Raw genomic sequence first — 24,009 nt, 5'->3', positions numbered from 1 at the left:
GAAAGGGGCGCAATCGGCCGTAGGGCGGGTCTCGACCCGCCATCACAGGCATCGTTCCCGTGGCAGGCGGGTCGAGACCCGCCCTACGGCGCGTGGCATCCGGTTTCCCTGGCGCCGCAGGTCGTTCTCCGCGACTTGAGAACCACTCATGGCCTCTCAGTTGCCCAGCGTCGCCAGCGACTCCCGCTCGATGCGCGCGTAGATATCGAACTCGTCGTGCACCGGCGCACCCAGCGCCTGTTCGAACGCGTCGCGGTTGGCGCGCGCGGCGTAGGCGCGCTGCTCGCTGCCGCCGAGGTTCGACTGGAAGATGCCCGCGGCGCTGACCGGCAGGAAGTCCTCGTAGACGATCGGATCGGCGCTGGCCAGTCCTTCGTCGATCAGCGCCTCGACCGGCCGGCTCGCCACCGCGGCCGGATCCGCGCGGCCGGCATCGGTCAGTGCGTAGCGGAAATAGCCCAGGCCTTCGCGGCGCAGCGTCGCCTCGTCGTCCGGGAATCCGGAGAACGCCTCGGCCAGGCGCTGCGGGTAGCCGTCGTCCGCACTGCCGCCACCAGCGCGTGCGCGCGCCAGCAGGCTGTCGTACAGCGTGCGCCCCTTCGGCGTGAGCGCCAGTCCGCGCTGTTCGATCTCGCCGAAGCGCGCGGTGTGGGTGCCCGCGTCGGCGCTGTCGCCATCAGGGAACAGCACCGGTTCCTCCAGCGCCTTGAAGCTGGTCTGGCGCAGCAGGATCGGGCAGCGCCGCGGCGGCGGGCCTTCGATCACCGCCTTGGCGTCGATCCCACGCTGGCGCATCGCCGCCTGCGCCGCGTCGATGTCGAGCGTGCGCGGCGTGAGGTGGTTGATGTGCGGGCCCCGGAAGCAGACCACGTCGGCCACCAGCCGGTGCGCGGCGTGCAGCGCCCGGTAGGTCGCGTGCGACACCGTGGCCTCGCTGTGCCAGCGGAAGGTCTCCAGCGCCTCGGCGACGAACGCCCCGGCCTCGTCGCGGGTGAGGCCGCCGTCGGCTTCGCAGCGCGCGATCAGTTCGAGCGCCCGCGGGGTGAAGATCTCGCGCCGCGCGAGGATCGCCGCGGCCTCGTCGCGCAGCGCCGGGTCCTCGATCAGCTCCAGCCGCAGCAGCGAGGTGAACACCCGGAACGGATTGCGTGCCAGCGATTGCGCGGTGATCGGCCGGAACGCGGTCGAATGCACCGGAACCCCGGCGACCGACAGGTCGTAGTAGCCGACCGGCACCATGCCCATGACCGCGAACATGCGCCGCAGCGTCGCCAGCTCGCGCGCGGTGCCGACCCGGATCGCGCCGTGGCGCTCGTCGTCGATGCGGTCCAGCGCGTCGCTGCGGCGCAGGCGCCCGGCCAGCCCGGGATCGGCCGCCAGGGCGGCTGCGTTGATCGCGGACACCAGTTCCATCAGCGTGCCGTACAGCGGCACCTCGTTGCGGTACATCGTCGACATCGCCTGCGCGAACAGGCTGCGGATCTCGTCGGGCGGGACGTGGGAAGGGGACATCGTGATCTGTGGTGTGGGGGGAGAGGAACGTCGATGCTACGCGCGGTCGCTGGTGTGGCGGTAAGCGGGACAGGCGGCCGGCATTGCCGCGCGCCGTACGGGCGGGTGGCATGCGTTCGCGAAGCGATGCCGTGCCGGCGCGTGGATCAGCCGGTGCGGGCGCGCAGCATCGCATAGGCCGCGCGCAGGCCCAGCGCCTCGCCGCCATGCGGGTGGCCCGGGCGGCTGCTGTCGTTCCAGGCGTAGGTGTCCAGGTGCGCCCACGGCGTGCCTTCGGGCACGAAGCGCTCCAGGTACAGCGCGGCGGTGACGGCGCCGGCCATGCGCGAGCCGGCGTTGGCCATGTCGGCGATGCCGCTGGTCAGGTAGCGCAGGTAGGGACGCCACAGCGGCATGCGCCAGACCGGGTCGCGGGTGGCTTCGCCGGCGGCGATCCAGTCGCCGGCCAGCGCGTCGTCGTTGGCGAACAGCGCCGGCAGGTCGGGCCCGAGCGCGACCCGCGCCGCGCCGGTCAGGGTGGCGAAATCGAGGATCGCGTCGGGCGACTGTTCGCCGGCGAAGGCCAGCGCGTCGCACAGCACCACGCGGCCCTCGGCATCGGTGTTGTCGATCTCGATGCTGACGCCCTTGCGCGTGGCAATGACCTCGCCCGGCCGGTAGGCATCGGGACCGATGGCGTTCTCCACCGCCGGCACCAGCAGGGTGATGCGCAGCGGCAGTCCGCGTGCCATGACCAGCTCGGCCAGCGCGATCGCATGCGCGGCGCCGCCCATGTCCTTCTTCATGTTGCGCATGCCGTCGGCCGGCTTGATGTCGAGGCCGCCGGTGTCGAAGCACACGCCCTTGCCGACGATCGCGACGTGCGGGTGTGCGGCCTCGCCCCAGCTCAGGTGCAGCAGCCGCGGCGCGCGGTGCGAGGCGCGGCCGACGGCGTGGATCGCCGGGAAATTCCGCTCCAGCAGCGCGTCGCCGACGATGCTGTCGAACGTGGCGCCGTGCGCGGCCGCGATCTCGCGAACGGTGGCTTCCAGCTGCTCGGGCCCCATGTGCTCGGTCGGCGTGTTGACCAGGTCGCGCACGCGCGCGGTCGCCGCGATCAGGTCGACGGCCTCGGCGTCGGGCGCATCGACGACCAGCCGCGCCGGTGCGCGCGGCGCCTGCTTGTAGCGGGTGAAGCGGTAGGCGCCGAGACCCCAGCCGAGCTGCAGCGCATGCAGCGCGTCGGCGTCCAGCGACGAGGCGAGCACCCAGTCGCCCGCCGGCAGGCCCAGTGGGGCGTGCGCGTAGGCGTCGGGATCGAGGCGGTCGCCGACGCCGATGACCGCGCCGGCCAGGCCCGCATCGCCCGGCAGCAGCAGCAGCGATCCGGGCGCGCCGTCGAACGCCTGCGCGTCGAGCCAGGCCTGCACCGCGGACGGTTGCGTGGCGCGCCAGCCGGCCACGTCGTCGCGGCCGACGACATGCAGGGGCCGCGCGTCGGCGCTGGCGCTGGCGCTGGCGAACAGGGAATCGGTGGCATCGCGCATGGGCAAACCTTCAGCGGTTGGGGGTGGCGACCGGCGCGGCGTCGAGCCAGTCGGCGAGCGCGGTCAGGGTGTCGAATTCGAGGTCGGGCGCCAGTTCCGGGTGTTCCCAGCGGCGCGCCTCGCGGTTGATCCAGCAGCTGCGCAGCCCGGCGCGCGCGGCGCCGGCGACGTCCATCTCGACATGGTCGCCGACGTGCAGCACCTCGCCGTGCGCGCAGCCCAGCTGGGCGCAGGCGGCGTGGAAGATGCTGGCCTCGGGCTTGGCCGCGCCGTGCTCGCGCGCGCCGAGCTGGAACGCGAAGTGATGCGACAGGCCGATGCGTTCGAGGTCGGCGTTGCCGTTGGTCACTGCGGCCACCGGCACCCGCGCGGCGATCCGCGCCAGCGCGTCCAGGCTGTCGGGGTAGTACTCGACCCGGTTGCGTTCGGCGTAGAACACGTCGAAGGCCGCATCCAGCAGGCCGAGGTCGCCGCCGCTCTCGCGCAGCGCATGCGCGATGGTCAGCTGGCGCAGTGCCGACAGGTCGTGCAGCAGGTGGGCGTTCTCGGCGAACACGCGTTCGCGCAGGCGCCGCATCGCATCGACCGGGAACATGGCCGCGGTTTGCGGGCTGTGCTCGCGCAGGAACGCGTCCAGGGTCTGCTCGATGCGTACCCCGATCGGTGCGAAGGGCCACAGGGTGTCGTCGAGATCGAGGGTGATCGCGCGGATGGGGAAACTCATCGGCCCATTGTAGCGGTCGCCGCCGCGGCTTCCGTCGACACGGCCCGGCGCGACCTGCGACGGCGTCGGCGCTGCCGGGTCGCCGGCATCGGTCATACTGGACGGCCGCCGGGAGGGATCCGGCGTGCAACGGCGCCATCGGAGGGTTCGCCGCCCGGATGCCAATGCCGAAGATCCATCGATTCGCCAACTACCTGCTCGATTGCAACGCCCGCGAACTGCTTCGCGACGGACAGCCGGTGGCCGTGCCGGCACGGGTGTTCGCCTGCCTGCAGCACCTGCTCGAACACCGCGAGCGGGCGGTGTCCCGCGATGAACTGGCGATGGCGGTGTTCGCCCGCGACAACGTCTCCGATGCGCAGCTGAGCCAGATCATCCTGCGCGCCCGCCGCGCCGTGGGCGACGACGGCCAGGAGCAGCGGGTGATCCGCACCGTGCCGAGCTATGGCTTCCGCTGGGTCGCCGAGGTCGAACCGGTCGCGCCGATCGCCGAGGATCCCGTGCCGACCCGCGACGACGACGGCCGTGCAGGCAGCGACGGGCAGGCGGCTCGGGCAGTGGAGGCCGGGGCGGCGCAGTCGCCGGCGACCGCGGCGCCAGTGGCGACCGCGCCCCGGCGCGGCGGCAGGGGCCGGCGGATCGTCGCCGGCGTCGTACTGGTCGCCATGTTGCTGGTTGCCGGCGCATGGTGGGCCGCGGACCGGGCGCCGCCGCCTGCGGAGACGCCGACGGCCGGTGCCGGCGCGATCCTGGTGCTGCCGACCGAACTGGGCCACGCCCCCGATGTCGCCTGGGGCCGGCTGGGGCTGATGGACCTGATCGGCGACCGCCTGCGTCGCGCCGGCCTGCCGGTCGCGGCCAGCGAGAACGTGCTGTCGATGCTGCACGCACACAACGGCGACGGGGCGACGTCGGCGCAGTTGCGCGAGGCGGTGGGCGGCGACTGGGTGATCGGCAGCCGCGCCGACCGCACCGATGCCGGCTGGCGCGTGGAGATCACCGCCGAAGGCCGCGACGGCGCCGCGCGGCATGCCTGGGGCGAGCACGCCGACCTGGTGCAGGCCGCCGACCAGGCCTGCGGCCGGTTGCTTGCCGCGCTGGGACGCGACGCGGCGGGCCCGGACGTCGACGCCGGCCTGAGCGAGCGGCTGCAGCGCGCGCAGGCCGCGCTGTTGAGCAACGAACTCGACGCCGCGCGGCGCATCCTGGACGAAGCGCCGCCGGCGCAGCGCGAGGATCCGCAACTGCGCCTGCGCATGGCCCAGATCGATTTCCGCGCCGGCCTGTACGAGGAGGTCCGCGCCGAGGTCGCGCGGCTGCTGGAATCCGATGCCGCGGCCGATCCCGTGTTCCGGGCCAGCGTGCTGTTGCTGCGCGCCGGCGTGGACCGGCGCTTCGACCAGCGCGCCCCGGCCGAGCGCGACTATACCGAGGTGCTGGCGCTGCTCGGTCCGGACGGCGACATCGCCCTGCAGGGCGACGCGCTCAACGGCCGGGGCATGGCCCGCTCGCTGATGGGCGACTACGACGGCGCGCTCGAGGACCTCGGCCAGGCCCGCATCCTGGCATCGCGCACCGGCGACCCGCTGGCCGTCGCCCGGGTCGATGCCAGCCTCGGTTTCCTCGAGAAGGTGCGCGGCCGGCCGGCGCAGGCGGCCGAGCACATCGCCCGCACGCTCGACGAGTTCCGCCGCTTCGGCGCGATCTACGAACTGGTGTCGATGTCGGTGGCGCTGGCCGAGACCCAGCTGATGCTGCTGCAGCCCGACGAGGCGCGCGCCAGCATGGAACAGGCCTGGGAGCTGCGCGGGCGCATCACCGATCCCAGCCAGCTGACCAACATCGCGCTGGGACGGGCCGAGGCCATGGTGCGGCAGGGCCAGTTCTCGGCCGCGGGCCTGGTGCTGGAGGCGCATGGCGCCGGGCCGACGCTCAACAGCGACCTGCACCGGGCCGACATCCTGCGGATCGAGATGGCCTGGCGGCGCGGCGACCCGGTCGCCGCGGTCCACGCCGCGGACGCGCTGCTCGACCGCTGGCAGGGCGCCGCCCGCTCCGAGCGCCTGTTCCGGGCGCGCTGGCTGCGGCACCAGGCCGCGCTCGAGGCCGGCCTGCCGCTGCGCGCGGACGCCGCGCCGCAGCCGTCGTCGGAACGCGAGGGCTATGCCTGGGACTGGTTGCTGGTGGCGATGACCGCGCAGGCCCGGGGCGACGACGCGACCGCCGCGCATGCCTACCGGACCGCGGTCGCGCGGGCCGAGCAGGACGGCGTGCCGGAGGAAATCGCGCAGGCGGTCTATGCCGGCACGGTGTGGCTGGTCACCCATGGCAAGACGGCCGAGGCGACCGCGCTGGTCGGCCGCACCGCGCCGTGGGCGCAGCAGGATTTCGACCTCGCGCTGCTCGAAACCCGCCTGTTCCACGCCCTGGGCCAGACCGACGCCTGGGCACGCGCGCTGCAGGCCGCGCAACGGCTGGCGGGCGAGCGGCCGATCCCCGCGACGCTGCTGGCGCCTCCGGAAAACCAGCCGCAGGCGATTGAAATCAAAGGAGAAAATGCGCCTGTAACGGATCGATAACGGCTCAGGAATGGTCTTCCCCGGCGCGCCCGGCGAAGGATCGGGATCGCCGCAGACCGCGGCTGCCCCGGTGGGCTCCGGCCCGCCCATCGTTTCCGGAGGAAAGGCCCGTCATGACCCGTACGACCCTGGCGCTCGCGATCGCCGCACTGATTTCCGCCGCCCCCCAGGCCCATGCGCAGGCGGCCGGCCCGGACACCGTCATCGGCGAGGCGGCTGCCGCCCCCTCCGGTCCGCCCGCGCCGGCCGCGGAGGCGGCGCAAGCGACCGACGACACCATCGACGACGTACCGGACAGCGGCCGCCACTTCCAGGCGAGCGGCGACGAGGATGCCGCCGCGACCGGCGAACTCGCGACCGCGGCCGGATCCGGGGCGCTGGCCAGTGCGCTGCATGCGGCGGCGTTCGGCGCCGGCAGCCAGGCCAGCGGCGAACATGCCGCCGCCTTCGGTGGCGGCAGCATCGCCTCCGGCACCAGCGCGACCGCGGTCGGTGGCTACCACTATTCGATGAACGGCGAGACCTGGGAAATGGAGCTGTTCCCGACCCTCGCCTCGGGCGAACGCGGCACCGCGGTCGGCGCCGGCGCGCGCGCGCTGGGCCATACCGCGACCGCGGTCGGCAGCGGCGCCTACGCCGGCGGGCGCCTGAGCGTGGCGCTGGGCGGCAATGCGATCGATGACTACACCACCGCACTGGGCGTCAATGCCAACTCGCGCGGGCATGGTGCGGTCACGGTCGGTAACGGAGCGGGGGTCACGATCGACCGCGGCATCGCGATCGGCACCGGTGGCCTCGTCAACGGCGACAGTGCCATCGCCATCGGTGCCGTGGCCCGGGGGCTGGGCGACCGCAGCGTCGCGATCGGCTGGCGCAGCCGCAGCGAGGGCTTCGGCAGTCTGGCGCTCGGTGTCGATGCCCGCAGCGCCGCAGAGGACAGCGTGGCGCTGGGCCGCGGCGCGCTGGCGGACCGGGCCGCGACGGTCTCGGTCGGCGCCGCCGGCGCGGAACGGCAGATCGTCAACGTCGCCGCCGGCACCGGGGCGACCGACGCGGTGAACCTCGCGCAGCTGGAGGAGATGGCCGGCAGCGCCCGCTACCTGGCCGCCAGCGGCGACGCCGACAACGACGGACCGGCCACCATCGATGGCGATTTCGCGACCGCGGTGGGCTCGGCGGCGACGGCGATCGGCATGGGTGCGTCGGCGCTGGGCAGCGGCGCGTTCGCGCTGGGCGAGCAGGCCACCGCCGGCGGCATCAACAGCCTCGCCGACGGCAGCAACGCCACCGCCTACGGCGCCGGCAGCCAGGCGAGCGACGAGGGCTCGACCGCGATCGGCGGCCAGATGCAGGTCATGAACGGCGAAACCTGGGAATGGGAGACCTGGAGCACCACCGCGTCCGGCAAGCAGGCGACCGCGATCGGCGTCGCCGCGCACGCGACCGACTACGGCACGGTCGCGGTCGGTGCCACGTCCGAGGCCAGCGGCCGGCAGGCGATCGCGATCGGCTCGGCCACCACCGCGCTCGGCAACCGCGCGGTCGCCATCGGCAACCAGGCGCGCGCCTACGACGTGCTCGGCGTCGCGCTCGGCGCCAGCGCCCGTGCCGAGGGCGCGCGCAGCGTCGCGGTCGGTGCCAACGCGGTCGCCTACGACGAGTCCAACACCGCCGTCGGCCAGTACGCGGGCACTGCCGGCGACTACGCCAGCGCCTTCGGCCGCCAGGCCAAGGGCCGGGTGGCGCGCAGCACCGCGCTCGGCGCGCACAGCGACGTGACCGCGGTGAACAGCGTCGCGCTCGGCGCGTGGTCGGTTGCCGACCGCGCCGACACGGTGTCGGTCGGCGCCGCCGGCGAGGAACGGCAGATCGTCAACGTCGCTGCCGGCACCGAGGCGACCGACGCGGTCAACCTCGCCCAGCTCGAGGCCGTCGCCGGCAGCGCCCGCTACCTGGAGGCCAGCGGCGACGCCGACAACGACCAGCCGGCGCTGGTCCAGGGCGATTTCGGCACTGCCGCCGGCTCCGGCGCGCTGGCCGGCGAGCTCGGTTCCTCCGCGTTCGGCAGCGGCGCGTTCGCGTTCGAGAAGCACACCACGGCGGTCGGCTTCAACAGCGCGGCCTCGGCCGACTACGCCAGCGCGTTCGGCGCCGGTGCCGACGCGTCCGCCGACAGCGCGACCGCGATCGGCGGCCACCTGTACGTGATGAACGGCGAAACCTGGGAGATGGAGGAGTTCGCCACGATCGCCGCCGGTCGCGAGAGCACCGCGGTCGGCGCCGGCGCGCGCGCGCTGGAGTACGCCTCGACCGCGATCGGCGCCGGCGCCTATGCCGGCGGCGAGATGGCGGTGGCGGTCGCCGGCAGCGCCCGCGGGCACTCGACGACTGCGGTCGGCGTGATGGCGACCGCGGCCGCGGATCATTCGACCGCGCTCGGCCACAGCGCGGCCGCCGGGGCCATGCGCACGCTGGCCGTCGGCGGCAGCGCCGGCGCGTTCGCCGACAGCGCGACCGCGCTGGGCCAGGTGGCGCGTGCCCATGGCGAGCAGAGCGTCGCGCTCGGCTTCCGCAGCCGCACCGACGGCGATGGCAGCCTCGCGCTTGGCGCGGACGCGCATGCCGTCGCCGACGGCAGCGTGGCCTTGGGCATCGGCGCGGTCGCCGACCGGGTGGACACGGTGTCGGTCGGCGACGCCGGTGCCGAGCGCCAGATCGTCAATGTCGCCGCGGGGACCGAAGGTACCGATGCGGTCAATCTCGACCAACTGCGCGACGCAACGTCGGTCAATCGCTACTTCGCGGCCACCGGCGACGGGGACAACGAACAGGAGGCCAGCGTCGATGGCGATTTCGCCACCGCGGCGGGGTCGGGCGCGCATGCCGGCGGACAGGGCGCATCCGCTTTCGGCAGCGGCGCGTACGCCTTGGCACGACATGCGACTGCCGGTGGTCTGGACAGCCTGGCGGTCGCCGATTACGCCACTGCCTACGGTGCCGGCAGCCACGCCGCCGGTGCGAGTGCCACCGCCATCGGCGGCCATCTGTATGCGTTGAACGGCGTGACTGGCGAGATGGAGGAGTTTCCCACCCTGGCCACCGGTGACCAGAGCACTGCGGTCGGCGCAGGCGCGCGTGCGCTCGAAACCGGTGCGACCGCGATCGGCAGCGGTGCCTTTGCCGACGGTTGGATGGCGACCGCCGTCGGCGGCAATGCGCGCGGTGAGTTGTCGGTCACGATCGGCACCAACGCGACGGCGCTGGGCCTGTCGTCGATGGCACTGGGCGCCAACAGTTCGGCCTCCTCGGACCGCTCGATGGTGGTCGGGAGCTGGGGTTCGGCACATGGAGACAGCGCCACTGCGGTCGGCGTGACGGCCACGGCGTCCGGCGATTACGGCGCGGCGTTCGGTTACCAGAGCCGCGCAGCAGCCGAGGGCGGCATCGCGCTGGGTGCGCATGCGGAGGCAATCGCGACCGATTCGATCGCCATCGGCTGGTACTCCGTCGCCGACCGCGCCAACACGGTGTCGGTCGGCGCCGTCGGCGCCGAGCGCCAGATCACCAACGTGGCCGCGGGCACTGAAGGCACCGATGCAGTCAATCTCGACCAGCTCAGCGCGGTGGCCGATCGGCTCGGCGACGTCGCCGACAATGCCATCGGCTACGACGACGACAGCCGCTCGCGGATCACCCTCGCCGGCGAGGACGGCACGCTGCTGACCAACGTCGCCGCCGGCGAGCTGTCCGAGGACAGCAGCGACGCGGTCAACGGCAGCCAGCTGTTCGAGACCAACCAGCGCGTCGGCGCGGTCGAAGGCCGGGTCGACGGGATCGAGGACCGCATCGGCGACATCGAGGGCGTGGCCGGGAACGCGGTGGCCTACGACGACGACAGCCGCGGCCGGGTCACGCTCGACGGCGAGGATGGCACGCGGCTGTCCAACGTCGCCGGCGGTGCGATCAATGCGAACAGCCGCGATGCCGTCAATGGCGCGCAGGTGCACGCGGCGATGGATTCGGTCGCCAGTGCGTTCGGCGGCGGCACGGTGGTCGATGCCGGCGGCCGCCTGATCGGCAGCGTGTTCTCGGTCCAGGGCAGCCACTACGGCAACGTCGGTGATGCGCTCGGCGCGCTCGATGGTGCGCTGTCCGGGCTCGACGGCCGGATCGGCGTGCTGGAGAGTGGCTCGGGCGCCGGCGGTGGCAACGGCAACGGCAATGGCAATGGCAATGGCAATGGAAATGGCGCGCCCGCGGGCCAGGGCAGCGGGCTCGCCATCGGCAACGACAGCGTCGCCATCGACGGCAACGACACCGCGGTCGGGCATGGCGCGGTGGTCGAGGCCGACGGCGGCGCCGCGCTGGGCAGCAACGCGACGATCGAGGCCGGTGCATCCCACGCGGTGGCGGTGGGTGCCGACAGCCGTGTCGAGGCGGCATCCGGCACCGCGCTCGGCCAGGGTGCCAGCGTCACCGCCGACGGCGCGGTCGCGCTGGGCCAAGGCGCGGTCGCCGACGAGGCCGACACCGTCTCGGTGGGCAGTGCCGACCACCAGCGGCGGGTGACCAACGTCGCCGAAGGCGTCAACGACACCGATGCGGCCAACGTCGCCCAGGTCGAGGCCGGCGATGCGCGCACCCTGAAGGACGCCAATGCGTATACCGATGGGCGTTTCGCGGCGTGGGAGGACAACTTCTCGGCATTGCGCGGCGAGATCGACGACCGCTTCCGCCACCAGGATCGCCGCATCGACCGCATGGGCGCGATGAGCGGCGCGTATGCCGGCATGGCCCTGAACACCGCCGGGCTGGCGGGGCGCAACCGGGTCGGGGTCGGCGTCGGCGCGCAGGGCGGCGAGCAGGCGATCGCGGTCGGCTACCAGCGGGCGATCGGCAATCGCGCCAGCGTGTCGATCGGCGGCGCGGTCGCCGGCGGCGAGAGCAGCGTGTCTGCGGGTGCCGGCTTCAGCTGGTGATCCCGGCGCTGCATTCCGGGCCCAGCGCCACGTCGGCAGGTCCGGCGTGGCGCTCGGCAGGGCATGCCGCAGGCGCGGAAGGGATCGCCGGGTGGGTGGCGCGGGCAGTCACGCCAGCAGCCGCGCCCAGCCCTCGAAGCCTTCGACGCGCGCCAGCACCAGCTTGACGCAGACCAGCAGCGGCACCGCCAGCAGCAGTCCGACGATGCCCCACATCCAGCCGAACAGCATCAGCGCCAGGATCAGCACCAGCGGCGACAGCGCCATGCGATGGCCGAGCACGATCGGGGTCACGATCTGGCCCTCGACGGTATGCAGGGCCAGGTACGCCGCCGCCGGCACCAGCGGCGCCCACGCCGCGGCCGGCCAGCTGCCGTCGTGGCTGGTGAAGCCCACTAGCAGCATCAGCAGCACGCCCAGCAGCGGCCCGACGTAGGGGGCGAAGTTCAGCAGCGCGGCGACCGTCCCCCACAGCAGCGCATCGGGCAGGCTGAAGCCCATGCCCAGCAGCAGGCCGGCGAACACCGCGCCCAGCAGGGTGTTGATGATCGAGATCGTCAGCACGTAGCGCGAGATCTCGCGCTCGATCGACTGCAGGATGTCGACCGTCAGTTTCTTGCGCTGGCGCGTGGGCAGCAGCGCGATGGCGTTGCGCTGCAGGTTCTCGCCATAGACCATGAAGAAGAACGTCAGCAGCACCACGGCCAGCACCGAGGCCAGCATGCGCGGGGTGGCGACGAGCGTGCGCCACGAACTGTTGTCCTGGATCTGCACCATCTGCACGCGCCGCTGCGGCCGGTCCTCGGTGGCGCGCGCGAACGACTCGGCCGCCTGGTTGGCCTGGTGCATCGGCTGGGTCATCCGCTTGAGCCGCGGCGCCAGCGTGCGCAACTGTTTCGGTGCCTGCTGCACCCATTCGCTGGCCGGGCCGTAGAGCTGGGTGCCGAGTGCGCCGGCGGCCGCCAGCCCGGCGACCAGCACCAGCAGCGCACCGGCGAAGCGCGGGATCCACAGCCGGCGCAGGCCGCGCAGCAGCGGATTGCCGACCAGCGCGAAGAACATCGCCAGCAGTACCGGCAGGATCACCGCCTGCGCGGCCCACAGGGTCGCCAGCACCGCCAGCGTGGCCAGCACCACCAGCGCGGTCGGCGCGCGCGGACGCGGCTGCACCGGCATCGGCGACGGCGCCGGCGCGTCGTCGGCAGGAGGCGGGGTGACCGGGATGCTCACTCGTGTGGTCTGGACGGCGGGGTGCCGCCTCAGCGCTCGGGTTCGGAAACGTCGGTGGCGGCTTCCGCCGGTGGCGGCTGCGCGGTGAGCGCGGGATCCGGACGATTGCGGTCGGGACGCGGCGCGTCGTCGGGTACCTCGGGCGTCGTAGACGGGGCCGCCTGCGATGGTGCCGCGGTTCCCGTTGCCGGACCCGGCGCCTGCGCTTCCTGCTGCACGGTCGCGGCCGCGTCCTGGACGTCGTTCGCCGCGTCGTCGGCAGTGTCCGCCGCCTTCTCCGCGGTGGCCGCCGCGTAGGCCGCCTGCATCGACGTGAGCATGCTCGCGATCGACGTCACCAGCTGGATCGACTTGGGACCGCCGAGCTTGCCGAGCTTCTGCAGCGCGTCGCGCGGCTGGGAACGGCCGGTGACGAAACCGGCGATCAGGCCGGCAAGGATGATCCGCGGCGGCGTCCAGGCCTCGCGCCAGCTCAGCTTGAGCGCGGCATAGCGATCGCCGGTCTGCGACAGGCGGCCGTCGACCAGCGACTCGGCGCGTTCGACCCGCGATTTCAGGCCTTCGAAATTCATCGCCGATCCGATGCCGCGGATGCGGCCGCTGCGTCCGCGGAAGGCGCGGGCACGCTGCCCTCGTCTTCCTCGTCGTCGTTCTCGCTGAACAGGCCCAGCCGGGCGAGTTGGCGACGGGTGGCATGCATGCCGGCGTAGTCGAAGAACACCGACACGCGCCAGGCGGCGACGCCGGTGGCGACGACACTCAGCAGCGTGGGAATGGCGATCGCCGCCAGCCACGACAGCCCCCATGCCTGCAGCAGCGCGACCGCGGCGGCCATCGCCAGCAGCCACGCCGAGGCACCGAACACCACCGCGATCGCGCACCAGGCGATCGCGCGGCCCAGCGCGCTGCGGGCCAGGGCGAAATCGGCCGAAGCCAGCTTGCGCAACGCGCGCAGGCTGTCCAGGCCGGAGTCGAGGGTTTCCTTGCCCGCCGCACGGACGCGGCGCACGCTCTCGTCCAGATGTGGCGTCTCGCCCGGCGCACGGCCCGCCGCGCTGGCGGGCCGCTCGTCCGGGGCAGTGCCGGGGTCGGGTCCGGTCATGCAGCGACCGGCTTACTTGCTGCTGCGCGCGAGCTTGGCGATGATCCAGCCGGCCGCGAAGGCCACGCCGAACGAGGCGAGCGGGCGCTCGCGGATCAAATCGGCCGCGCTGTCGACGAGGTCGCGTCCCTTGTCCATCAGTGCATCGACCTGTTCCTTGGCGGCCGCGCCGCCTTCCTCGAACGCGGCCAGGCCGGCGATCGCCGAGTCGGCCAGGTCGGCCTTGACGCTGGCCTTGCCGAGCTTCAGCTCGTCGGCGGCCACGTCGGCGGCATTGCGCACCGCGCTGCCCGCGTCGCGCGCGGCCTGGGCCAGGTGCGAGCCGGCCTCGCCGAGGTTGTTCTTCACTGCATCGGTCGAAGTGGGGGTCATCGTCGTTACTCCTGAGTGGGTGCCGCACGAACCCGCGGCTGGAATGTAGTCAACCTGAAGACGTGTCGAGCAGGGGGTGTCAACGCATGATCACGTCATAGATGCGTCCACGGCGTGAAATGCGCAGCACCAGATCGGACGGGCGACCGGCCAGCGAATCGCGGAAGCCGGCAAGGTCGCGGAATTCGCCGCTGTTGGCCGCCAGGATCAGGTCGCCATCGCGCAGTCCACTCTGCTGCGCGCGGCTGCCGCTGTCCACCTTTTCGACCAGCACGCCGGCCACGCGCGCGTTCTGCCGGCGCACTGCCTCGGGAATGTCGGCGAACATCGCGCCGGCCAGGCGCGGGTCGAAGCTGGCGCCGTCGCGCGGCAGTGCGCGCAGGCGGGTTTCGATCTTCACCGGCTTGCCGTCGCGCAGCACGTCCAGCGTCACCTGCGCATCCAGCGACTGCAGGCCCTGGAAGTTGCGCAGCGCATCGCTGCTGTCGATCCGCTGGCCGTTGGCGGCGGTCACCACGTCGCCGGTGCGCAGCCCGGCGGCGGCCGCCGGTGAGTCGCCGTAGACGCGCGTGACGATCGCGCCGCGCGGCGTGTCCAGGCCCAGGCCCTGCGCGATCCGCGCATCGACCGTCTGGGTGTCGATGCCCAGGGTGCCGCGCTGCACGCTGCCGGTGGTCGCCAGCTGGGTCATCACGTTCTGGGCCAGGCCGATCGGGATCGCGAAGCCGAGGCCGATGTTGCCGGCCATGCTGCCGCGGGTGTTGAAGCTGGCGGTGTTGACGCCGACCAGTTCGCCGCGCAGGTTGACCAGCGCGCCGCCGGAGTTGCCCGGGTTGATCGACGCGTCGGTCTGGATGAAGTTCTGGAAGCCGACGCCGGGCACGTTGCTGCGCCCGACCGCCGAGACGATGCCCGAGGTCACGGTCTGGCTGAAACCGAACGGGTTGCCGACCGCGACGACGAAGTCGCCGACCTGCAGTTCGCCGTCGCGCGCCAGCGGGATCGCGGTCAGGTTGTCGGCCTGGATGCGCATCAGGGCGACGTCGGTGTCGGCGTCGGAGCCGACGAATTCCGCTTCCAGGGTGCGGCCGTCGGCCAGCGTCACCGACACGTCGTCGGCACCTTCGATGACGTGGTGGTTGGTCAGCACGTAGCCCTGCGCCGCGTCGACGATCACGCCCGAGCCCAGCGACTCGTTGATGCGCTCCTGCGACAGCTCCGGGAACATCCGGCGGAAGAACGGGTCGTTGCCGAACGGGCTGACCCGCACGCGCTGCTTGGTGTGCACCGACACCACCGACGGCGTGACCTGGCGGAGCATCGGCGCCAGCGAAGGCACCGGCTGGCCGTCGACGGCCGCCGGCAGCGCGGCGAGGGTCGGCACGGCGAGCGCCGCCGGAGGCGCGGCGCCGGCCGGCTGCTGGACCACGTCGCGGATCGCGGTCGCGGCGAAACCGCCGAACGCGGCGGCGGCGACCAGGGCAAGGAGTGTGGATTTGGCGCGCATGTGGAAATCATCCCCTGTCGGCATGCATGTGGCGTGACACGAAGCGTGGAAGCCCGGGCGGCTGTCGTCAAATGCCGTCGAACGGACCGGCGACGGCGCGGCCGCGGCCGGCATGCGCCAAGTGTGGGCGCGGGCATTTGAATCGGTGTTGAAGTCCGGAACGTCGCGCGCCGGGCCCCGGCGACCTGCGCGCGATCCGGACGAAGGATCCGGGTCTCCGCTGCACGGGGGCGACGGCTGCCTTGCAGGGCGCCCCCCGCCGCATACCCGTCTCCGCGGGGGGCGTTGCGGCGTCCCCCTGGCCCGGGGCGTCGACGTCCGCTCCGATCGCGCCGGCATCGCGTGGAAATATGCTTCCACCGCGCCTGGTTCGCGCTACATTTCGCCTGCGGGCGACTGGCTCCGCTCACTGTTCACTGACGAGGACATCACCATGAGTAACGGTAACGGGGTCACCGAGACCCTGACCCACGCGGCCGAAGTCGTGGCCGAAACCGCCAAGGACATCGGCAACACGGTCAAGAAGAAAGCGAAGGCCGCGGTGAAGTCCGCGAAGAAGACCGCCAAGACGGCGGAGAAGGACGTCAGCGCCCGCGCCAAGAAGGTCACCAAGGCCGTGACCAAGCGCGTGTCCGCCGCAAAGAAGAAGCTCGAAGCCGCCAAGACCGCCGCCTCGGCCGAGATTGCCGCGCTGAAGAAGAAGGGCGCCGGCAAGAAGGCGGCCGCCAAGAAGACTGCGACGAAGAAGACCGCGACGAAGGCCCCTGCCAAGAAGGCGGCCGCGAAGAAGGCGCCGGCCAAGAAAGTCGCTGCCAAGAAGGCCGCGGTGAAGAAGGCCGTCAAGAAGGTCGCGAAGAAGGCCACCGCCAAGAAGGCGGCCGTCAAGCGCAGCGTCGCGGCGAAGAAGGGCGCGGCGAAGAAGGCCTGAGGCTTCCTCCACGGAAGCGTTGCCTGACGCCTCATCCGCGTGCGGGGTGAGGACGCACTGCCCGCGGGGCCGGGGGGTTGCGCAACGGCGCCCCCCGGCCCCGTACCCGCATCGACGAACGCACCGCGCCAACGCCAGGGATGGACAGTTTGCTGAAGTGGCTTTTCCGGAAACCGCCTGCCACGCCGCCGCCTGCGCGCGACCCGGCACCTGTACGCACGACGATCCAGATGCACTGGATCCCCGGCACACGGCTGCCGATCCCGGACTGGCAGGCCATCGCGGCTGCCGAGGCGCCAGCGTGCGACGACGCGCAACGCCATGCGTACTGGGCCGCGGCTGCGGGCGGATGGCTCGATGCGCTGGGTGAAGCCTTGCCGCAGGCGTATGCGCAGCGCGGCAGCAAGCACTTCCTGCTGTTGTCCGCGCAGCGCGAGCGCGAGGCGGGGCTGCTGCTCAGGTCGTGCGAACAGGCACTGCGCGCGATCCGCGGCGGGCTTGGACCGCTCGCGTCGGATTCCGGTTTCGGTCCATTCGTGGTGCTGCTCTTCTCGTCCCAGGACGACTACTACGACTACCTGTCGCACTACCATGACGATGGCGGCGAGCACGCGATGTCGAGCGGGGTGTTCATCGACAACGGCTACGGACACTTCGCCAGCTGGCACGATGCGCTCGACGAGCTGGAAGCGGTCGTGGTGCACGAACTGACGCATGCGCTGCTCTCGCACCTGCCACTGCCGCCGTGGCTCAACGAAGGCATCGCGGTCAACACCGAGCGGACCCTGCTGCCGCGTCTCGCTGATCCGCGCATGGCACTGTACGGTCCGGCGGAGATGGCCGCCCGCCATGCGGCGTGGTGGAACGCGGAGACGATCCAGGCGTTCTGGTCCGGCGAGGCATTCCACAGCGCCGGCGAGGGCGTCGAGCTGGCCTACGATCTGGCCCGGCTGACGACGGCCCTGGCTGCCCGCGACGAAGCCGCATTCCAGGCCTTCGTGTTGCAGGCGCATTGGCAGGACGCGGGCGAGGGCGCCGCGGAGGCGCTGGGCTACCCGCTCGCGCATCTGGTGGCGGCCGTGCTTGGCAATGGCGACTGGACGCCGCGCGTTGCCGGCGAGACTTGATCGCAGGGCGGGGCAACGCCTCCGACGCCGGACTTCCGGCCGGGCGAGGCAGGCGGGCCTTGCACACCTCGGGAATCCGGCGCGCGCGTCGGCCGCATGGGGCCGATCCACGACGGCGCCGGGCCGTCCGACGGCATGCCCGCGCCGGATCCCCGAACGGAGCGGGGTGGCGCGCGGCGTCCCGCTCATCCACCCTGTTGCGTCACAAGGGCAGACCGGAGATCCGCATGTCGGGGGCAGACACAAGGGCCTGTCGTCCATTGCCGGGTAGTGCGCGCTGGGCAAGGCCCAACCCGGGGGGCCGCGCCCGTGCGCGCCCGCTGTTGCGTCATTGCTCGGGCGTGGACGCACGTCCACTTCCTCGCGCTGCCTTGCCGCGAACACGCACGTGCGCGGCGCGGACCATCCGGCGATGGATGACAGGCCCTAAACGCCACGCCATCGTTCCGCTCGTGTTCGCCGCCGCACTGTTCGGCCCTCCGGCGCACGCGTCCGGCGATGGCGGCACCGATGCCTGGTGGCAGCGCCTGCAGCAACTGTGCGGCCACGCCTACGCCGGCACGCTGGTGCGCGCGCCCGACGGCGACGACACCTTCCGGGACAAGCCGGTGACGATGCATGTGCGCGACTGCACCCCGGCGCGTGTGCGGGTGCCGCTGGCCGTCGGCGACGACCTGTCGCGGACCTGGGTGTTCACCCGCACCGGAGATGCGATCACGCTCAGCCACGATCATCGCCACGAAGACGGCACGGCCGACGCGGTGACGCACTACGGCGGTACCACCAGCAACGCCGGCAGCGCGGACGCGCAGATGTTTCCGGCCGACGACCACACGCGCCGGGTCATTCCCGGCAGTGGCCTGCGCAGTGCGTGGCTGGTCGAGATCCATCCGGGCACGCGCTTCGTCTATGCCGCGAACCGGGTCGGCACCACGCGCGGGTTCCAGGTGGACTTCGACCTGTCGCGGCCGGTGCCGGCGCCCCCGGCGCCGTGGGGCTGGCAGGACTGAAAAGCCGAGCGTCATTCGCCCGTCTGCCGCGACCGCCGCGGATGTCCGGATCGGCAGCAGACCGTCGTTCGCGGTCAGCGGCGCCGCGGCGCTCCGCAGTCCCGGGCGCCGGAGGCGGGATGTCCGCAGGCGTTGCGCTGCGTGGATGCGCCGTGCAGCGTGTCTACCCGACGTCCGCGGATGCGCCTTGGGCGTCGATGCACGACGCATCGCGCAGCCGGCGCGCACGCAGGCGTGCGATCCGCACGAGGCCCGCGACCAGCATCACCGCCGCCACGACACCGGCGACGATCATCGGCCAGGCGGCGAAACCCGCGAGAAAGGCCAGCATCGAGTCATCGGTCCGGGCGAACGCGGCGCTGAACACCACGCCCGCAGCCAGCGTATAGGCCGGCAGCATCAAGGTCCGCCACAACACGCGCCCGGAGATCATGTCGGCAACTCCGCCGCGGTGGCCGCCTGTCGCGCACGCGGCAGCGATGCGCGGACTGCAGTCGTGCGCTGGCGTCGGGCGGTGGGCGGCGGGATCGCAGGCATGGCGGCAACGGAGGGCGGGAGATGGTTCGAAGCTAGCGACGCGATACGCAATGACACGTGAAAGAACCGTCTGGAACTGTTTTTGACATCGCGTCAGCGATGGCCCGAAGGGTGGCCGCCATGGATGGCAGGCCACAAAAACGTGCACGCACTCAATGCATTCATCCGGCGTGATGTTTCGTACCGGCGATGTCGATGCCGCCGGACCCCGCGTGCGCCGCGCCCGGGCGCGCTGGCGGCGGGTGGCCGGGCGCGCCGCTGTCGACGCTATGCTGCCCGGCCCCGCATCCTCCCTCCGGCCCATGGGTTCACGCGCGATCCTCCACCTGCTGCTGCATGCGGCCGTGCCGGCATTGCTGGCCTGGCTGTTCTGGCGCGAGCGCTTTGCGCGGGCCTGGGTACTGATGCTGCTGGGCTGGCTGATCGATCTCGATCACCTGCTGGCCGATCCGGTCTATGCGCCGGACCGCTGCAGCATCGGTTTCCATCCGCTGCACACGACGCCGGCGATCCTGGTCTACGGGGCGCTGGCCGTGCCGCGCCGCACGCGCCTGCTGGGCATCGGCCTGCTGGTGCACATCGCGCTCGACGCGCTGGACTGCCTGTGGATGCACCACGCGCGCTGAACTCGCGAGCGTGGCGCGGCCATGCCGCCCGTGATGCGATGATGCCGGCTGCGGCAACGGGCGCCGCGCAACCGGAGAGACGCGATGCGGGTCCTGCTTGTCGGCGCGACGGGGCTGGTCGGGCGCCATGTGCTGGCCGGGCTGCTGGCCGATCCGCGCATCGACGCGGTGGTCGCGCCGACGCGGCGGCCGTTGACGACGCCGCATCCGAAACTGCGCAACCCGGTCGTCGATTTCGATGCGCTGCCCGACGCCGCCGACTGGTGGGCGGTCGACGCGGTGATCTGCACGCTGGGCACGACGATCCGCGACGCCGGCTCGCAGGCGGCGTTCCGGCGCGTGGACTTCGACTATCCGCTGCAGGTCGCGCAACTCGCGCTGCGCCACGGCGCGCGCATCTATGCGCTCAATTCCGCGGCGGGCGCCGATGCCGGCTCGCGGATCTTCTACAGCCGGGTCAAGGGCGAGCTGGAGACGGCGCTGGAAGGCCTGGGCTTCGCCTCGCTGTTGCTGGTCCGGCCCGGACTGATCGGCGGCCGGCGCGATAGTTTCCGGCTCGGCGAGCGGGTCGCGACCGTGGCGTTGCGCGTGCTTGGCCCGGTGCTGCCACGGCGGCTGCGTATCAACCCGGCCGGGCGCATCGCCCAGGCGCTGATCGACGGGGTCGTCGACGCGCGCCCCGGATGCCGGGTGGTGACGTCCGATGCGCTGGTGTGACGGGACACGGCGCGCGGGTGCGCCAGGCGACGGGCCCGGCTTCGCCCGGAGTTCCCCGGCCTGCAGCGCCGGGCCAGCCCGCATTCAAGCGGCGGCTGCTAGCGTCGCAGACGCACGCGCGCCGCGTGCCCCAGAAGGATTCCGCATGCGCTTCGCTCCCGCGCTCCTGTTGCCGGCCCTGCTGTGCGCGTTGCCCGCGCTGGCGGAGGATCCGCCCGCCGTCGATCTCAGCCTGCCCAGCCAGCCGATGTTCTCCGGCGCGGGCGCGTTCGGCGATGGCGAGTACACCGGGCCGCGGCACGTGGCGCCGGCGTCGCGTGCGGTCGCGCGGGACGGGGCGCTCGTGCGCGGCGGCTGTCCGACATCGCCCGACGGCAGCGAAGCGACGGTGACCGGCAGCGTCTCCACCGGCATCGGCTACAGCTCGCGCGGCGGCAACAGCAACTGGAACGCCGCCGAGATCAACCTGTGCCGCGAGGGCGTCGGCGACAGCGGCAACGTCAACACCGCGAACCTCAACATCCGCGTCGGGCGCTACGACGGTCCGGGCTATCCGCTGGGCCACTACTTCGATGGTCCGGCGATGTACGGCCATCCCTACGATGCCGGCTTCGGCCCGATGGACGGTTTCGGCCCCGGCTTCCATGGCGCGCCGCGCCGTGAATCCTGGACCGACGGCCGTCGGCCCTGGCGCTGAAGCGGTCGCGGCCGCCTACAGATAGCGCAGCCAGGCGAGATCGCGCCGGCGCGCCTTGAACCGCGCGAACGCCGCCACCGGCGGATAGAGCGCGACCGCCAGCGCCACCGAGATCGCCACCATCGCGGCGATGCCGTCGACCCCGAAGTACGCGCCATGGTTGTGTCCCCACAGCGCGACCGCTGCGACGTACAGCAGCTTCAGCACGTACAGGTGCAGCAGGTAGAAGAACATCGGCGCCGCGCCGATCGCCGCCAGCGGTTGCAGGCGGCGCGCGACGTCCGCGCGCTCGTACAGACGCAGCAGGCACAGGCCGATGCCCAGGGTCAGCAGCAGGAACAGCAGCGACGGCGGGTACTTGGTCACGTTCAGCACGCTCATCCACGTGTGCAGCGCGTCGCCCTGCAGCCGCCATGGCGTGTCGCCATAGACGTTGATCCAGCGCAGCAGGGCGAACGCGGCCAGCGCGCCGATGCCCGAAGCCAGCAGGCGGCGATGCCGCGTCGCGGCCGCGACGTCCGTGCCGAACCATGGCCCCATCGCGTAGCCGACGGCGATCACGCCGATCCACGGCAGCACCGGATACGAAGTGCGCAACCGCAGCGTATCGCCGATCTCGATCCAGCCGCGCTCGTGCAGCACCGCCCACAGGACGTGGCCCGCGCCGTTGCCCGCAACGGTGATGCCGTCGAGCAGGTTGTGGCCGAGGATGATCGCCAGGCCCAGCGCGGCCAGCACGCCGCGCGGCAGCCACAGCAGCAGCGACAGCGCCAGCATGCTCAGGCCGATCGCCCAGATCACCTGCAGGTAGATCACCGACGGCGGGAACTGGAACGTCCACGCAAAGTTGACCGCGGTCAGCTCCAGCACTACGAGGAACAGGCCGCGCTTGAACAGGAATGCCGCGGCCGCGCGCCGGCTGTCGGTCTGGCGGCTGGCGTACAGCCACGCCGAGATGCCGGTCAGCAGCACGAACACCGGTGCGCACAGGTGCGCCAGCAGGCGGCACAGGAACAGCCCGGGCGACGTGGCGGCCACATCCATCGGGTCGCCGACCTGGTGGTGCAGGTAGAAGGTCTCGCGCACGTGGTCGAGCAGCATCAGCAGCATGACGGTGCCGCGGAGCAGGTCGATCGAGGCGAGGCGGCGGCTGGCGGGAGCCGCAGGTGGCGCGAGGGGCGCAGGGGGCGCGGAGGGCACGGCGGACGTCGTCGGATCAATTGTTAGATTATTACATGCCGTCCCGGATACTGCCGTCGCGCCGTGCTCCGCGTCGCCCGGCGCGCAAGGCAGCGTCAACGCCGGGCACACGCCTGCGATGCACGGTCCTCACGAACGCCTGCCTAGAGTCGGGGGCGCGCCATGTCCATGGCGCATCGATGTCCGAAGTGGAGAAACAGGCAATGACGATGAAGATTCCGCAGGGTGCCCTGATCGTGGTCGCCAACGGGGGGTCGGCCCGTGTGTTCAGCAACGTCGGCGACGCCCGTGCGCCGACCCTGAAGCAGGAAGCGCTGCTCGAAGGCATGAACCTCGACGACGACGGCCCGGCCGGCTCGATGCCCGCCGAATCGAGCGCTTCGCAGCTCGACGAGGCGACGTTCGCCAAGCAGCTGGCGCATGGCCTCAACGAGGGCGCGCTGAACCACCGCTACGAACATGTCGTGCTGGTGGCCGACCCGCAGACCCTGGGCCGCGTGCGCCCGCTGCTGCACAAGGAAACGCTGGACCGCCTGGTCGGGGACCTGGCGAAGGACTACACGAACCTGCCGCTGGAATCGATCCAGCGCGCGCTGTCGTGAGCTGCCGGTGCCGCGCACCGGGCGGTCGCCTGCCCGCCGTGTCGGCCAGGCGCCGGGTCGCGCTGCACTGGCTGCCGGGCTGACATGACGTTCGTGCGCGACTATCCGGCCGATGCGCCGGACCTGCCCGCGGTCGAAGCCACGCGCGGCCTGCTGCTGCTGGAGTTCGGCACCGGCTGGTGCGGCCACTGCCAGGCCGCGCAGCCGGCGATCGGGGCCGCGTTGGCGTCGCGCGGCGACGTCGCCCACCTGAAGGTCGAGGACGGCAAGGGGCGGCCGCTGGGCCGCGCCTTCCGGGTCAAGCTGTGGCCGACACTGGTCTTGCTGCGCGACGGCCGGGAGATCGCACGTGTCGTACGCCCGCGTTCGGCGAACGAGGTCGAGCGCGTGCTCGACGCCGGTATCGGCGCCGCTCCCGGCTGAAGGGCCTACTGCCGGCCGTCATCGGCTTTCCTGACGACGGTGATTTCGCCCGAGGTCTCCAGCACCGCGATCTCGATGTCCGCGACCGTCGCGCATCCGGCACTGCGCCGGGCGATGGCGAAATCCTCGGCGCTGACCGACTGCCGCGCCAGTTCGTCGCGGTAGACATGGCCGTGGCGCGCCAGGATCACCGGCCGGCCCTCGACGAAGCGGTCGAAGCGGCGGCTGCGGGCCGAGATTACGCCGACCAGCCAGTTCAGGCCCAGCAGCGTCGCGGCCAGGATCAGACCACCCAGCAGCGAGGTGTCCTCGCCGATCAGCGAGTTCTGCACCGCGGTGCCCAGCAGCACCACCACCAGCAGGTCGAACGGCGTGAACTGGCCGACCGTGCGCTTGCCGCTGATGCGCACCAGGACCAGCACCACGACGTAGACCGCGGTCGCGCGCAGTACGAATTCCCACCAGGGCATCGCCAGGTCGAACAGCTTGCCGGTCAGGTCCATGCGCGCTCGCAGCGGGCCGCGGAGGCGGCCGTCGCGACTCCTTATCCGCCGCGGGCCGTGGACCAGCGGTGAAGCCGGGCCCGCATCGCATTAACGATTGCGCAGGTC

21 protein-coding genes are annotated in these 24,009 nt (G+C 72.3%); 10 read left to right on the top strand and 11 right to left on the bottom strand.

Annotation, left to right across the window (positions count from 1 at the left end; translation table 11 throughout):
- Positions 1–156: 156 nt before the first annotated feature.
- The 3 genes from hglS to LDO26_RS02885 form a co-directional block, all read right to left on the bottom strand.
- Complete coding sequence (hglS, locus tag LDO26_RS02895) at positions 157–1,512, bottom strand: 2-oxoadipate dioxygenase/decarboxylase HglS (RefSeq protein ID WP_232129569.1); 1,356 nt, start codon at positions 1,510–1,512, stop codon at positions 157–159.
- Positions 1,513–1,658: 146 nt separating this feature from the next.
- Positions 1,659–3,038 (bottom strand): leucyl aminopeptidase family protein, encoded by a 1,380-nt coding sequence (locus tag LDO26_RS02890; protein ID WP_232129568.1) that lies wholly within the window; start codon positions 3,036–3,038, stop codon positions 1,659–1,661.
- 10 nt (positions 3,039–3,048) lie between these two features.
- Complete coding sequence (locus LDO26_RS02885) at positions 3,049–3,762, bottom strand: HAD-IA family hydrolase (RefSeq protein ID WP_232129567.1); 714 nt, start codon at positions 3,760–3,762, stop codon at positions 3,049–3,051.
- A gap of 164 nt (positions 3,763–3,926) precedes the next feature.
- Here LDO26_RS02885 and LDO26_RS02880 point away from each other — a divergent pair, with 164 nt between their 5' ends.
- Both LDO26_RS02880 and LDO26_RS02875 read left to right on the top strand, forming a co-directional pair.
- Positions 3,927–6,341: a winged helix-turn-helix domain-containing protein gene (locus LDO26_RS02880; RefSeq protein ID WP_232129566.1), complete on the top strand. Its 2,415-nt coding sequence runs from the start codon at positions 3,927–3,929 to the stop codon at positions 6,339–6,341.
- A gap of 113 nt (positions 6,342–6,454) precedes the next feature.
- The gene (locus tag LDO26_RS02875; protein WP_232129565.1) at positions 6,455–11,320 is read left to right on the top strand and encodes a YadA-like family protein; all 4,866 of its coding nucleotides are present in this window, start codon (positions 6,455–6,457) and stop codon (positions 11,318–11,320) included.
- Positions 11,321–11,428: 108 nt separating this feature from the next.
- Here LDO26_RS02875 and LDO26_RS02870 read toward each other — a convergent pair whose 3' ends face one another.
- From LDO26_RS02870 to LDO26_RS02850, 5 genes are all read right to left on the bottom strand, one after another.
- Positions 11,429–12,550, bottom strand: a complete 1,122-nt coding sequence (locus tag LDO26_RS02870; protein WP_232129564.1) for an AI-2E family transporter — start codon at positions 12,548–12,550, stop codon at positions 11,429–11,431.
- A 29-nt stretch (positions 12,551–12,579) separates the two neighbouring features.
- Positions 12,580–13,122, bottom strand: a complete 543-nt coding sequence (locus tag LDO26_RS02865; RefSeq protein ID WP_232129563.1) for a protein sip-5 — start codon at positions 13,120–13,122, stop codon at positions 12,580–12,582.
- The gene (locus LDO26_RS02860) at positions 13,119–13,652 is read right to left on the bottom strand and encodes a phage holin family protein (protein WP_232129562.1); all 534 of its coding nucleotides are present in this window, start codon (positions 13,650–13,652) and stop codon (positions 13,119–13,121) included. Before LDO26_RS02860 ends, LDO26_RS02865 begins: the two co-directional genes overlap by 4 nt.
- A gap of 12 nt (positions 13,653–13,664) precedes the next feature.
- A complete protein-coding gene (locus LDO26_RS02855; protein WP_232129561.1) occupies positions 13,665–14,024 on the bottom strand; it encodes a hypothetical protein in 360 nt (119 codons plus the stop codon).
- Between the two features lie 79 nt (positions 14,025–14,103).
- The gene (locus LDO26_RS02850) at positions 14,104–15,531 is read right to left on the bottom strand and encodes a Do family serine endopeptidase (RefSeq protein ID WP_232129560.1); all 1,428 of its coding nucleotides are present in this window, start codon (positions 15,529–15,531) and stop codon (positions 14,104–14,106) included.
- A 112-nt stretch (positions 15,532–15,643) separates the two neighbouring features.
- Here LDO26_RS02850 and LDO26_RS02845 point away from each other — a divergent pair, with 112 nt between their 5' ends.
- From LDO26_RS02845 to LDO26_RS02835, 3 genes are all read left to right on the top strand, one after another.
- Positions 15,644–16,459, top strand: coding sequence for a hypothetical protein (locus LDO26_RS02845; RefSeq protein ID WP_232129559.1), 816 nt, complete (start codon positions 15,644–15,646; stop codon positions 16,457–16,459).
- Between the two features lie 77 nt (positions 16,460–16,536).
- Positions 16,537–17,586, top strand: coding sequence for a hypothetical protein (locus LDO26_RS02840; protein WP_232129558.1), 1,050 nt, complete (start codon positions 16,537–16,539; stop codon positions 17,584–17,586).
- A gap of 416 nt (positions 17,587–18,002) precedes the next feature.
- Positions 18,003–18,596, top strand: coding sequence for a hypothetical protein (locus LDO26_RS02835; protein ID WP_232129557.1), 594 nt, complete (start codon positions 18,003–18,005; stop codon positions 18,594–18,596).
- 163 nt (positions 18,597–18,759) lie between these two features.
- Here the strand turns inward: LDO26_RS02835 and LDO26_RS02830 are convergent, their stop codons facing one another.
- Positions 18,760–19,029, bottom strand: coding sequence for a hypothetical protein (locus LDO26_RS02830; protein ID WP_232129556.1), 270 nt, complete (start codon positions 19,027–19,029; stop codon positions 18,760–18,762).
- Between the two features lie 406 nt (positions 19,030–19,435).
- Here LDO26_RS02830 and LDO26_RS02825 point away from each other — a divergent pair, with 406 nt between their 5' ends.
- From LDO26_RS02825 to LDO26_RS02815, 3 genes are all read left to right on the top strand, one after another.
- Positions 19,436–19,759 (top strand): DUF6122 family protein, encoded by a 324-nt coding sequence (locus LDO26_RS02825; protein WP_232129555.1) that lies wholly within the window; start codon positions 19,436–19,438, stop codon positions 19,757–19,759.
- Between the two features lie 84 nt (positions 19,760–19,843).
- Positions 19,844–20,476 carry an NAD-dependent epimerase/dehydratase family protein gene (locus LDO26_RS02820; RefSeq protein WP_232129554.1) on the top strand — a complete coding sequence of 211 codons (633 nt, stop codon included), beginning with the start codon at positions 19,844–19,846 and terminating at the stop codon, positions 20,474–20,476.
- Between the two features lie 145 nt (positions 20,477–20,621).
- Positions 20,622–21,173, top strand: a complete 552-nt coding sequence (locus tag LDO26_RS02815; protein WP_232129553.1) for a hypothetical protein — start codon at positions 20,622–20,624, stop codon at positions 21,171–21,173.
- A gap of 15 nt (positions 21,174–21,188) precedes the next feature.
- Here the strand turns inward: LDO26_RS02815 and LDO26_RS02810 are convergent, their stop codons facing one another.
- Positions 21,189–22,373 carry an acetyltransferase domain-containing protein gene (locus tag LDO26_RS02810; protein ID WP_343226149.1) on the bottom strand — a complete coding sequence of 395 codons (1,185 nt, stop codon included), beginning with the start codon at positions 22,371–22,373 and terminating at the stop codon, positions 21,189–21,191.
- A gap of 203 nt (positions 22,374–22,576) precedes the next feature.
- On the opposite strand from LDO26_RS02810, the gene LDO26_RS02805 reads away from it, so the two are divergent.
- Positions 22,577–22,975 carry a host attachment family protein gene (locus LDO26_RS02805; RefSeq protein WP_232129552.1) on the top strand — a complete coding sequence of 133 codons (399 nt, stop codon included), beginning with the start codon at positions 22,577–22,579 and terminating at the stop codon, positions 22,973–22,975.
- Between the two features lie 84 nt (positions 22,976–23,059).
- The gene (locus LDO26_RS02800) at positions 23,060–23,398 is read left to right on the top strand and encodes a thioredoxin family protein (RefSeq protein ID WP_232129551.1); all 339 of its coding nucleotides are present in this window, start codon (positions 23,060–23,062) and stop codon (positions 23,396–23,398) included.
- A gap of 5 nt (positions 23,399–23,403) precedes the next feature.
- Here the strand turns inward: LDO26_RS02800 and LDO26_RS02795 are convergent, their stop codons facing one another.
- Positions 23,404–23,901, bottom strand: a complete 498-nt coding sequence (locus tag LDO26_RS02795; protein ID WP_232129550.1) for a DUF421 domain-containing protein — start codon at positions 23,899–23,901, stop codon at positions 23,404–23,406.
- Positions 23,902–24,009: the final 108 nt, after the last annotated feature.

This window comes from Proluteimonas luteida, from assembly GCF_021191695.1.
Classification (GTDB): domain Bacteria; phylum Pseudomonadota; class Gammaproteobacteria; order Xanthomonadales; family Xanthomonadaceae; genus Luteimonas; species Luteimonas luteida.
Note: the sequence above shows the minus strand (reverse complement) of the source record. Positions and strands in the feature narration are given on the sequence as shown.